Source organism: Chloroflexota bacterium (assembly GCA_034717495.1).
GTDB lineage: Bacteria > Chloroflexota > Anaerolineae > JAAEKA01 > JAAEKA01 > JAYELL01.
On the sequence record JAYELL010000013.1, the window covers coordinates 1 to 12,666 of the forward strand.

At 57.7% G+C, this 12,666-nt stretch carries 9 protein-coding genes; 8 read left to right on the forward strand and 1 reads right to left on the reverse strand.

What is annotated here, in order from left to right; genetic code table 11:
* The 6 genes from U9R25_02885 to U9R25_02910 form a co-directional block, all read left to right on the forward strand.
* Positions 1-200: arginine deiminase family protein (locus U9R25_02885; protein ID MEA3334826.1), on the forward strand; the 200-nt coding region annotated here is incomplete at its 5' end.
* A 31-nt stretch (positions 201-231) separates the two neighbouring features.
* Positions 232-1,797 (forward strand): Na+/H+ antiporter NhaC, encoded by a 1,566-nt coding sequence (nhaC, locus tag U9R25_02890; GenBank protein MEA3334827.1) that lies wholly within the window; start codon positions 232-234, stop codon positions 1,795-1,797.
* A gap of 26 nt (positions 1,798-1,823) precedes the next feature.
* On the forward strand, positions 1,824-3,608 hold the full coding sequence (locus tag U9R25_02895) for an ABC transporter ATP-binding protein (GenBank protein MEA3334828.1): 1,785 nt from the start codon (positions 1,824-1,826) through the stop codon (positions 3,606-3,608).
* Complete coding sequence (locus tag U9R25_02900) at positions 3,605-5,476, forward strand: ABC transporter ATP-binding protein (protein ID MEA3334829.1); 1,872 nt, start codon at positions 3,605-3,607, stop codon at positions 5,474-5,476. Before U9R25_02895 ends, U9R25_02900 begins: the two co-directional genes overlap by 4 nt.
* A gap of 89 nt (positions 5,477-5,565) precedes the next feature.
* The gene (locus U9R25_02905) at positions 5,566-6,354 is read left to right on the forward strand and encodes a hypothetical protein (protein MEA3334830.1); all 789 of its coding nucleotides are present in this window, start codon (positions 5,566-5,568) and stop codon (positions 6,352-6,354) included.
* Between the two features lie 387 nt (positions 6,355-6,741).
* Positions 6,742-7,587 carry a DNA-3-methyladenine glycosylase gene (locus U9R25_02910; protein ID MEA3334831.1) on the forward strand — a complete coding sequence of 282 codons (846 nt, stop codon included), beginning with the start codon at positions 6,742-6,744 and terminating at the stop codon, positions 7,585-7,587.
* Here the strand turns inward: U9R25_02910 and murJ are convergent.
* Positions 7,543-9,171, reverse strand: a complete 1,629-nt coding sequence (gene murJ, locus U9R25_02915) for a murein biosynthesis integral membrane protein MurJ (protein ID MEA3334832.1) — start codon at positions 9,169-9,171, stop codon at positions 7,543-7,545. The two genes, U9R25_02910 and murJ, sit on opposite strands and share 45 nt — an antisense overlap.
* A gap of 152 nt (positions 9,172-9,323) precedes the next feature.
* On the opposite strand from murJ, the gene U9R25_02920 reads away from it, so the two are divergent.
* Positions 9,324-10,904, forward strand: coding sequence for a M1 family metallopeptidase (locus U9R25_02920; protein ID MEA3334833.1), 1,581 nt, complete (start codon positions 9,324-9,326; stop codon positions 10,902-10,904).
* 579 nt (positions 10,905-11,483) lie between these two features.
* Positions 11,484-12,488: a LacI family DNA-binding transcriptional regulator gene (locus U9R25_02925; GenBank protein MEA3334834.1), complete on the forward strand. Its 1,005-nt coding sequence runs from the start codon at positions 11,484-11,486 to the stop codon at positions 12,486-12,488.
* Positions 12,489-12,666 lie beyond the last annotated feature (178 nt).

The following is a 12,666-nucleotide window of genomic DNA, read 5'->3' on the forward strand; positions in this document are numbered from 1 at the left end:
AGCAGTGGGACGATGGCAACAACGTGGTGGCCTTGCAGCCCGGTGTCGTCATAGCCTACAACCGCAACGAGTGGACCAATGCGCGACTGCGCCAGGCCGGCGTCACCGTGCTGGAGATCGACGGCTCCGAACTGGGCCGCGGCCGTGGCGGCGGCCACTGCATGACCTGCCCGGTTTGGCGAGAACCTGCCTACGACTGACCAATGAATTGATTGGGATTAAGGAGTTTGAATGATGGCTGAAGTAAGCGAGCAGAAATCCAAGATCAAACCACCGTCGATGATCGATGCCCTGATTCCCGTCATCACTCTGGTTATCCTGCTGGCCTTGGCGGTCTATCTATACGGCGGAGATGCCACCGGCGGGCCGTTTCAGATCGCGCTGATTCTCGCCGCCATCGTGGCCAGCCTTGTTGCCCGCAAGAATGGCCATAGCTTCGAGAAAATCGGAAAGGCGGCTGTCGATGGTGTATCCACCGCGATGGGCGCCATCTTCATCCTGCTGGCGGTCGGGGCCCTGATCGGCGCCTGGAGTATGTCCGGCACCATCGCGACCATGGTTTACTACGGCATTCAATTCCTCAGTCCCACCTGGTTCTATGTGGCCAGTGTGGTGATCTGCGCTGCGGTGGCGCTGGGGATCGGCAGCGCCTGGACTGTGGTGGGTACGCTGGGCGTCGGGCTGGTCGGCATCGCCACGGCCATCGGCGTTTCGCCCGCGATTGCGGCCGGCGCCGTCATTTCGGGCGCTTATTTCGGCGACAAGGTCTCGCCCCTGTCCGAGACGACCAATCTGGCCCCAGCCGTGGCCGGCACCGACCTGATCACCCACATCAAAAACATGATGTCCACCACGGTTCCCTCTATCCTCATCGCCCTGGCGATATACGCGTTTATCGGACTCAGGGAAGATGTCGTGGCTACGATCGATCTGACGGTGGCGCTCGAGGTCATGGAGAGCATTTTTTCCATCAGTTTATGGACACTACTGCCGCTGGCTGTGGTGATGGTGCTGGCCTTCAGAAGATTTCCAGCAACATCTTCGATTATGTTCGGCGCCTTGCTGGGAGGGCTCGTTGCGGTGATCTGGCAGCCGGAAGTGGTTCTGGCGTTTGTGGACGACCCCAGTCTCAGCACGCCCTTGGCGATGGTCAAAGGCGTGTGGTCGGCCATGGCCACTGGATTTACCATCGAGACAGGGTACGCCGGCTTGGATGATCTGTTTTCCCGGGGTGGCATGGAGAGCATGTTGGGGACCGTCTGGCTGATTCTGGCCGCCATGGCCTTCGGCGGAATCATGGAATACACGGGCATGTTGGCCAGATTGATCAAACCGTTGGTGGATAGAGCCAAAACCGACAAGTCCCTCCTTATCGCGACCGGACTGACGGCCATCGGCATCAACATCGTCGCCGCTGACCAGTATCTGGCCATTGTCCTGACCGGCAACATGTACAAGCAGGAATACGAAGAGCGAAGCATCGCCCCCCAAACATTGTCCCGCCAGATCGAGGACACAGCCACCGTCACCTCGCCGCTGATACCATGGAACAGTTGCGGGGCCTACATGTCGGCCACCCTGGGCATTGCCACCGCCGCCTATTTCCCCTTTTGCTTCTTCAATCTCATCAATCCCCTGCTCTCCTTCACCTATGCACTGTTGGGCTTCCAGATTAAGCACGTGGAGCCGGGCGAGGAATATGAGGAAACGCCGGAAGAGGTCCGTTTCCATGGCATCGAAGGCCAACGCTCAGATACGATGACCCATGATGATGCGATGCCGATCTACGAGGTTTAAAATTTCGGTGTAGGAGGTTTTTAACAATGATCAAATCGATGAGACGAATGTTTGGGCTCACCAAACGATTCCGGGGCAGGTTGGTGGTCTCACAGCTTTTGCTCTTTATATCCGCCCTGACGACCGTTGGCTTTGCGACCCTGGTCCAGGGAATGGTGAACCAGGGGATGAAAGCGGGTGATCCCGAGGCTGTCCTGAGCATCGGGTTTTGGATGTTCGTCCTGGCCATGATCGGTGGCCTTTGCATGGCCGGTGCAGCTGCCCTGGCTGTCTTCTTTTCCCAGGGAATCTCCTACGTGATCCGTAGCATGTTGTACGAAAAACTCCAGACCTTCTCCTTCGGCAACTACGACAGGTTTTCTACCGGCGAGCTAATGGTGCGTTTGAATGCCGACGCGGTCAACGTCCAGAATGGCATGCTCTATGCCCTCATGCTGGGGCTTTACGCCCCCTTCATCCTGTTGATAACGCTGGTGCTGGTCATCATCACAACCCCCAGCCTGATCTGGCTACTGTTGGCAATAATAGCTATCATCGTAGTGCTGATGTTTCTCTTAATCCCCGCAATCTTTCGTAACTTCGAGCAGCGCCAGAAGCGCCTCGATGCGGTGAACAACACTCTTCAGGAGAACATCACCGGCATTCAGGTAGTCAAGGCCTTTGTACGGGAGGACTACGAAATCGAGCGCTTCAACGGTCGGGCGGATAAGATGCGCCAACCCGCATACGGCGCAGCCTGGCGCGTGGCGTTTCTCTCGCCGCTGCTTACCGGTGTGGGTCAACTGGCCATCATCACGGCCCTGGTGATAGGTGGCTATCAGGTGTTGGAGGCGGCCGAGCTGAATGTGGGGCAGGTGATTGCCTTCACCCAGTACCTCTCCCTGACCATCTCCCCCCTGGCGATGATGGCCATCGTCATTCCTATGGTCCTGCGTGGCGACACCTCTGCCCAGCGTATCCTCGAGGTATATGATGACGTGGCGGATATTCAGGACAAAGAAGGGATCGAACCCCTGGATATGGAGAAGGTCAAGGGACGTATCGCCTTTGAAAACGTCTCCTTTGCCTTCCGCCGGCCGGATGGCGAGTTGGACCCGCCCGCTTTGAAGAATATCAATCTGGTCATCGAGCCAGGCAAACAGGTGGGCTTCCTGGGCGCCACCGGCGCCGGCAAGTCGGCCCTGGTCAACCTGATCCCCCGCTTCTACGATGTGACCGAGGGGCGCATCACCATCGACGGTGTCGACGTGAGGGACATCCCGCAGGAGAATCTGCGCCAGATCGTGGGTATTGCCCTGCAGGAGGCGGTGCTCTTCAAGGGCGACGTCCGCTTCAATATGAAGTTCGGCCAGCCTGACGCGGAGGATGACGTGATGTTCGAAGCGGCCAAGGCAGCCGACTCATGGGGCTTCATCAATAACCTTCCCGAGAAGTGGCAGGCAGCAGTAGCCCGTCGCGGCTACAATTTCTCCGGCGGCCAGCGCCAGCGGCTCTCCATCAATCGCGCCCTCACTCCAGAACCGAGGATACTGATTCTGGACGACAGTACCAGCGCGCTGGATGCTTCCACTGAGGGGCGGGTGCAGGCAGCCATCCCCGGGTTCACCAACGGCAGCACCACGCTGTATGTGGCCCAACGCATCAGCGCCGTCATCGAATTGGACAACATCGTGCTGCTTGAGAACGGCGAGATCGTGGCCATGGGTAACCACGAGGAATTGCTGGCAAGCAACTCCCTGTATCAGGAGATATATGAATCCCAATTGGGCGGTGACGTCACCGCTGGAATCGATCTGGAGGTGCAAAAATGACCGCATCAGTCGCAGCTAAGAAAACGCTCGCATTGAACGAGGGTCGTGAGGCAGAGTCGCCAGGAAGAGCCATCGACCAAAAGGGAAGTACCGGTGCGACTCTGAAGCGGCTGTTGGAGTACATGGTCGGTGGCAAGGCACGGAGGAAATTCATCACGGGTATCATACTCCGCGTCGTGGCGCTACTTGGGTTGGTCACACTTCCATTCATCACCGGACAGGCCATGAACATCATCAGCGACGGCGGCGCTATGGATGAGCTTGTGCGTTGGGCGATTATCGGCGTTATCGCCGGCGTGGTTTACCTGGCGCTGAGTTTCTTCGCCGACAGAATGTTTGCTGACCTGGCAACGCATGGGCTCTATAACCTGCAGACCGATCTGTTTGCCCACTTGCAGACCCTCTCCATGAGCTTTTTCTACAGGACACCGGTCGGCGAGTTGCTCAGCCGGGTAAACAACGATGCCGAGGTGGTTGCGGTCTTCTACGAACAGGCGGTCGCCCAGCTCATCCGAGCCTCGTTGATGATCGTCATGCTGATTCTCGTGATGCTGCTCATCAACGTGAAACTGACTCTGGTCGCTCTGACCATCGTGCCCGTCTTACTTATCGGGATGTATGTAATCACACACATTGCCACGCCAGCCTTCGCCAGACTGCAGGAAGAGTTGGGTGAAGCCAGCGGGTTTCAGGAAGAGACCCTGGCCGGCCACAAGGTGGTTATCAGCAAACGACGCCAGGTCTGGGCCGACGAGGTCAACGAGGGCAACGCAGCCAACGTGTTCCAGGTGGGCAGCAAGGCGATGTTCACCTCGCTGATGCAATTTCCATTGACCCAGACGATGACCTACATGCAGATTGTTCTGGTCTACATCATCGGCTCCTTTATGGTCATCGTGGGCGAGACAAGCCTGGGCGTGGTGATGGCCTTCGCAGGTTACGTGGCGCTGATGGCATCGCCGTTGTCCCAGATATCGAACCTGCTCTCCAATGCCCTCAACGCCGTGGCCGGCGGCCAGCGGATCTTCGAGGTTCTCGATACGGAGCCGACAATTGTCGACGCGCCCGATGCCGTCGACTACGAGTTCAAGGGTGGCCGCATCGAGTTCAAGGATGTCAATTTCGGTTACGTTCCCGGTCAAAAGATCCTGCGCGATAACACCTTCGATGTGGCACCGGGCGAGGCCATCGGCATCTGCGGCCCCACGGGCGCAGGAAAGAGTACGATAATCAACATCCTGACTCGCTACTACGACATCGACAGCGGCGAGATTCTCATCGATGGCCAGGATCTGAGCAAGCTGACGCGCGCGAGCCTGCGCAAGCAGGTCGGCGCTGTCTTGCAGGAAGCATTCCTTTTCACCGACACGGTGATGAGCAACCTGAAATACGCCAATCCGGATGCCACCGACGAGGACTGCATTGAAGCGGCCAGGAAGGCCAACGCCCACGACTTCATTATGAATCTGCCCCAGGGCTATGACACTATGTTGACCGAGCGTGGCGCCAACCTGAGCCAGGGCCAGCGGCAGATGATTACCATCGCCCGGGCCATGGTGGCCGACCCCAGGATCATGATCCTGGACGAGGCGACCAGCAATGTCGACACCCGCACTGAGAAGCTGATCCAGGATGGTTTGCGCAACCTGATGCAGGGCAAAACCGGCTTCTCCATCGCTCATCGCCTGGCCACGATCCGCGACTCGTCACGAATCATGGTTGTCAATGGCGGCGAGATCGTCGAGTTCGCCTCCCACGACGAGCTCATGGCCGAAAAGGGCTTCTACTATGCCCTCTATATGAGCCAGTTCAAAGGGAAAGCTCCCGGTGGTGCAGAAGCGGCTGATGTCGATTTCGTGAATACTTGATAGAAAAAGTCATATCTTTCCTGGGCCAGACCGGCGACCGCTATCGCGCTTCCGGGAGCCGTCAGGGTATTTGTTGGAAGGAGGAAATCGTGAGTACTTCTAAACGAATCTTGCTGTACGCAGCCATAGTTCTCAGCGTCATCGCTCTGTTGATCTCCGTGGCTGGAATCATTGCCGTCTGGTACTACAACACACCTGTGACCGAGTCTATCCTCAGTTTGCTTGTGCCGGCAACCGATGCGATGGCGCGGGTGGAACAGAGGACAGGCGAAACAGGAATGACGTTGACCGACGTTTCCGCAGGACTGCAAACTGCCGGACAACAGGTCCAGGATCTTGGCGAAGAGGTCCTGGCAACTGACATCGCGCTGGAACTCATCTCACGGAAGGTGGGAGAGGATATCCGTCCGAAAATCCAGGAGACTGCCGTCAACGTCGAGTCGGTGTACGATACCGTGGTGGCTTTCGAGGAGGCGATCGTGACCTTCAATGAGATGCCTTTCGTTGATCTCGAACTTCCTGGTGCCGCGGAGATCGGCCAGATCCGGGGAGGTATGGAGGATGTCGCTGGTCAGATCGGGGATCTCAGCGAGCGGCTGCAGACCCAGAAAGAGGATATCGTGACCGACGCGGTGAACAAGATCGCTCAACCGCTTGCGCAGATCGACACCCGGGTGACCGAAATCAACACCCAGGTCGATGACATCCATGTGCGCGCTGGCGCCAGCCGTGAACAGTTGTTGTGGATGCAGGGTGAGGTTCCCGGCTGGATCGATATGTTCAGCGTCGCCACCACGCTGTTTCTGGGCTGGGTTATCATCTCCCAGGTGATAGTTATCCTGTGTTGTCGCAAGACGCTTCAGGGCAAGGTGGCCTGACTGATCGTCAACTGTCAACGGCGTTTCTTTGTTGATTTTACCTCCCGCTCAGGATCTGGCAGCATTGTCCAAAACAGTAAGGCTAGTAACACGATGATGAGAGGTATAGTCATTTTCCAGGTTCCCTTTCGATGTTTCGCTTCCAAGGCATGAGCTCGGTAGCGGCGATCAATGGTTTAACGACGCTGTGTCCACCAAGGTTCACATCTCTACAATAACACGACAAGATGAACTACGGATGAAACTTTTGTTAACATTAGCTTACAATTCTGTAACCTGACGTGGCTGTGCTACAATTGTGGCCATATTGTTGCGTGGCTACAGTACAATCAACACAATCAACGTGGCGTGCGCCCGTTTTGCAGCATTGGAGTACCTCTCTTTATCATGAAGGTGACCGTTCGTCTCGGTGAACCACTCTGGCGAGCCACAGGAAGCCTGCGCCACCATCTGGAGTTCCCGCAACACGCTGTCAGTGTCGCCGACGTGCTGGCCGGCATGGCGGCGACCTATCCCGATTTCCAGGGGCATGATTTGGCACGACCGCTGCCCTATCAGGTGTACCTGAACGCGCGCCTCGTGCCCGATGGCGAGGAAGAGACCTGGCAACTGCAGGATGGCGATAGACTCCATATCTTTCTGCCAGCGGCCGGGGGACAGCGCTCTGTCCTTTCCATGGATTTCTACGCAAAGCCGACGCTCGAGGTTGCGCGCTCGTTATTAGGCCAGCGGTTGGTGAGAAAACTGGGCGGCAATCGGCTCAGCGGCCGTATCGTCGAAGTCGAGGCCTATATCGGCGAGGATGATCAGGCCTGTCATGCCGCTTGCGGGCCCACCAAGCGCAATCGTATCATGTATGGCCGGCCCGGACTTGCCTACGTGTATCTCATCTACGGCATGTACTTCTGTTTGAACGTGGTAACGGAGAACGAGGGGCTTCCGGCCGCCATTCTGATTCGCGGCATCGAGCCGATCGAGGGGGAAGAAATCATGATGGCCCGGCGTTCGGGCCGGCCTCGCAGCCAAATGACCAATGGGCCGGGCAAACTCTGCCAGGCGCTGGCCATCGACCGCTCCTTCGCTGGCCACGATCTCACCGCGGGGACAGCACTGTGGTTAGAAGGAGATCAACCTCTTGGCGATGACCTGGTGGTCAGCACGCCGCGCATCAACGTGCGGGGTGACCAGCTAGCCCGCACCATTCCCTGGCGTTTCGTCGTTCGCGGTTTCTGAGATAGCGGGGGTTCGCCGCCGCCGGATCAGATCGGCGATCTCCTGGCGAGCCAGCAGGAACGCGACCGCGCCAAAGACCAGACCGCCAATCACAATGCCAGCCAGGGCTATGAGCCACGCCGGGAAACCAGCCAGCCGGGGGATCAACCAGAGCAGTACCACCGACATGACAACCGTTGCCAACAGACTTCTTCCCAGGGTTATCACCAGGCGCCGGCCCCCGAGGCCATTCAGGCGAGGTTTGAGCAACCACAACAGCGCCAGGGTCTCCAGGGTCGTTGCCAGTGTGTTTGCCAATGCCAGGCCACCATGGGCCAGGGGTCGGATCAATAACAGGCTGAGTACGATGTTCAGTGCCATTGCTATCAGGCCGATGCGCACCGGGGTCCAGGTGTCGTGCAGGGCGTAGAAGGCGCGAACCAGAATCTCCAGAACACTGTGAGCTACCAATCCGAGGGCAAAGAAGGCCAGCGCATAGGCCGTCAGTTGGGTCGACTCGGCACCGAATTCCCCGCGCTGCAAAAGGACGGTAATCAATGGGATACGCAGAATCACCAACCCGGCGGCAGCAGGTACCGTCAGCCAGAGCATGGCCCGCAGAACCCCGTTCAACGTCGATCGCAGCGAATCGATCATCCCTTGAGCCGCCTGGGCAGAGAGCGTTGGGAAGACAGCCGTGGCGATTCCCTGGGCGATGATTCCCTGCGGCAGCAACATCATCAACCAGGCGTAGTTCAAGGCGGAGATGCTGCCCTCCGAGAGATTCGATGCCAGGTTGGCGTTGACCAGAAAGTTGATCTGCACGGCAGCCAATCCCAGGACGCGGGGACCCATGAGCCGTCCTACCTCACGCACATCGGGGTCTTTCAACCCAAGAATCGGCTGGTAGATCGGGTGTCGCTGCAACAGGGCTGATAGCTGGACTAACAGATGGGCAGCCGCACCTGCCACAACACCCAGGGCCAACCCGCGCACACCCATGGTCGGTGCCAGGAAGAGGGCTGCCAGGATGATCGCCAGGTTGTACATGATCGGTGCCAGGGCAGGCGCCAGGAAGTGCTGAAAGCTGTTAAGAACACCCATGATGATGCCACTGACGCCAAAGAGTATCGGCGCGATGAGCATAATGCGCATTAGTTCAGCGGTCAGGATACGCTGCGCCGGATCGAAACCCGGAGCGATTACATGAGCAACCAACCATTCAGCCAGAATGGCCGCCAGGATTGCCAGCCCCGTGCTGATGATCAGGACCAGGTTGGTGACGGCGCTGGCAAGGCGCCAGGCGTTGACGTGGCGGGGATCACTGTCCCGGGAGAGGGTAGATGTGAAGGTGGGAATGAACGCCGAGGCCAGCGCGCCGCCGGCCACCAGATAAAAGATCATATCTGGCAGGCGAAAGGCAGCCAGGTATGCATCCAGGTCGGCGCCAGTGCCAAACTGCGCGCCAATGACAATCTCCCGCACCAGGCCCAGGAGGCGACTGACGGCGAATAGTATAGAGACGAGTCCGGCGGCCCGGGCAATCTGGCGGCGGGTGGCTATCATCTGGCAGGTGGGCGGGTCCCAGTCCCTGATCAACTGCAATGGAGACTTCTGGTCGATGTAGTCATCTGTGGTAGACTATGGATCAGGATTATAGCTCAGAGAGTGTAACGAAGGAAATGAACCGCAGGTGGTAGACCCCGGTGATCGAAAGTAGAAACATCGGTTCGCAAACATAGTGACAGGAGTGCTCTGTGAATAAACGAAATGGTCTTGGTATATTGCTGGTAGCAGGCCTGTTGATCGCTGCGTGTACACCCTTGGTGACACCTACCCCTGGTCCCGTGACTACGGTTCCTGAGCCTGCCTCTGGGAGCCAGTCGAGCCAGCCAGTTGATGAACAGGAATCGGGTGTCGGCGATGGCCAATTAGCAGCATTGCCCTCCCCGGGTCTTTTCGACGTGAGCTGGCAGGACCGTACCGCTTTCCGTGGCAATCTGCTGGAGGGTCAGCAGGCGGTTCTGGAGACATTGCCCGGGGCCAGCGTCTATCACATCGATCTTTCGATCGACGACACGTTGACCAGGGTGGAGGGAAAGCAGGAAGTTCTCTATACCAACCGGGAAGATGACCCTCTGGATCGCCTGGTGTTTCGCCTCTTCGCCAACCTGAGCGGTGGTTTAGCCACAGTGTCCAATCTGGCTGTCAATGGTCAGCCGCTGGCGTTCAACCTGGAGGGAGAGGAGAGTGTTTTGACCGTGCCCCTGCCTGAGCCACTTCAAACCGGTGATCAGGTCGTGGTCCAGATGGACTTTGCCGTGGAGATACCGGTCGACGGCAGCAGCAACTATGGAACCTTCGCTTACCTGGACGATGTCCTGGCCCTGGCCCATTTTTATCCCATGGTCGCTGTCTATGATGATAGGGGCTGGAACGAGGAGATTCCTTCCCAGGCGGGGGATATCGTGTACAACGATGCCTCTCTTTACCTGGTCCGAGCCGATGTGCCGGCGGATCTGCTGGTTGCTGCATCAGGATCAATGATTGATCGCGAACAAGTCGGCGGGCGGCAGGTGCTGACCATCGCCGCGGGTCCAGCACGCGATTTTTATCTGGCTGCCAGTCCTCGCTACCAGGTGGTTAGCGACACAGTAGATGGCATAACCGTCAACAGCTACGCCTTCCCTGAGCACCAGGAGGGGGCCGAGACCATCATGGGATTCGCCATCGAGGCGCTGGATAGCTTCAGCGATCGTTTTGGGCCCTATCCATATTCTGAACTGGATTTCGTGGGCACGCCCACCAGCGCGCTGGGCGTGGAATACCCTGGCATCATTGCCATGGCAAATCGGACCTATACCAGTGATAACGTGATCGGTCTGGAGGCGACCACGGCTCACGAGGTGGGCCACCAGTGGCTGTACAATGTCATCGGCAACGATCAGGTCGGTGAGCCATGGCTGGACGAGGCGATGGTGCAATATGCCACCATGCGTTACTTCGAGGATAGATATGGCAGGGCTGGATACGACGGTTTCCGGCAATCGCTGACCGATCGCTGGGGCCGGGTAGGCAATGAGGAGATTCCGATCGGACAGCCGGTTGATGCCTATCCGGGCGCTGCCTACGGTGCCATCGTCTATGGACGGGGCCCCCTCTTTTTCGAGGCATTGGAGAACGAGATGGGCCGGGAACGGTTCGACTCCTTCCTGCGGGATTACTACGAGGAATTCCGTTGGCAGAATGTCGCTGCCGGAGACTTGCGATCCCTTGCCGAGGCCCACTGTGACTGTGATCTGACGGCTCTGTTTGAAGCATGGGTTTACGGCCAGTAAACGGGAACAAGGACCAAGTAGACAGGGAACAAGGACCAAGTAGACAGGGAACAAGGAAACAAGTAGACAGGGAACAAGGAAACAAGTAGACAGGGACCAAGTAGACAGGGACCAAGTAGACAGGGACCAAGTAGACAGGGACCAAGTAGACAAGGACCAAGGAAACAGGTATGCGCTAGCAGTCTGTCAGAAAAAGACTTCTCCGACAGCCTGCCAGGCCTTGGTGCATCGGCTGACTTGCGCACTTCCCACTCGTCTACCTGTCTGCATGTTTACTTACCGATGTTACGCAGTTCTACCGACGCAGGACCGCTGACTGAGGACCGCCGACCGAGGACCGCTGACTGCCGTCCGTGGTCCGTCGTCTTCTGGCTGCCGTCCGTGGTCTGTCGTCTGTCGTCCGCGGTCTGCCCTTCTCGGCCAACAGCCCGGTGCCTGCTTTTGGCATCGGGACTTGTCGGCCTGGGAATTTTCGGTTAACATACCCTTGACACCGCCACATCGATATGCTATACTAGGATGGATGCGCACACGTGTGCGCTTGCATTTATCACTCCTCTATTCCCGGGATCCAGCAGCATGCCTGTTACAATCAAGGACATTGCCGAGGCAGCCAATGTTTCCCATACGACCGTCTCCAGGGCGTTGAAAGGGCGCGGCCGTATCAGCCAGGCAACCGCGGAACGCATTCGTGAGCTGGCCCAGGAAATGGGTTACAGGCCCAGTGCCGTGGCGCAAAGCCTGGTAACCCAGCGCACTCGTACCATCGGTGTCGTGGTGACGACCATTGCCGATCCCTTCGTCGTCAACATTGTGAATGGCATCGAGAATGCGGCCCACGAGGCTGGCTACAGTGTCTTCCTAAGCTCCTCCCACAAGAAACCCGAACGTGAGTTGGCCGTTGTAGAGACCTTTTACGAGCGCCGTGTCGACGCGGTAATCGTGTCCGCCTCTCGCGTGGGTAACCTCTATAGCCAACTTCCCGAGCAATTCCAGGTACCTATCGTCCTGATCAACAACCAGGCCGAGGGTGAGTATATCTATACGGTAGCCTCGGATGACATCCAGGGAGCCGCCTTGGGGGTTCGTCATTTATTGGATCTGGGGCACCGGCGGATTGCTTTCATTGGATCTGCCGCGCGTCCCTTTTCCTCCATTCGTCGTCAACATGGTTATGCACAGGCGCTTGCCGGGGCTGGGCTTTTCACTGCCTCGGAACTTGTCGTTTCTCCAGAGGCTGTCTCTGATGTCGATGCTGGCCGGATCGGCTTGATGGAACTCCTGCCGGCCAGGCCCAGCGCGATCCTTGCCTACAATGACATGACCGCGGTGGGGATCATGCAGGAAGCCCAGCGGCGCCAGATTCCAGTCCCGCAGCAGCTCAGCCTGCTTGGTTTCGACGATATCGAACTGACAGACTACCTGACCCCTCCCCTCACTTCGGTGAATCAACCCAAGGAGGCGATGGGACAGGCTGCCGTCGCTATGGCTTTGGATATGCTGGCGGAAAGACCGGTAAACGATCGACTGCTGCCATGTAGACTGGTTGTTCGGCACTCGACCGCTGTTGTCTCCAACGGATGACTCGATTGAGAAAGGAGGTGTCCCTGATATCCTGAGAAGCACCGTGAGAATAGCAGCTCACAAGAAACACGATGGAGTTTAGACTGATGAGTTTTCCCTTTTTGGAATCGCGCCGGCACTGTGCCGGCGACAATTGTCGATCTGAAACCGTTTTCCACGTCACAAGGAGGATGACACC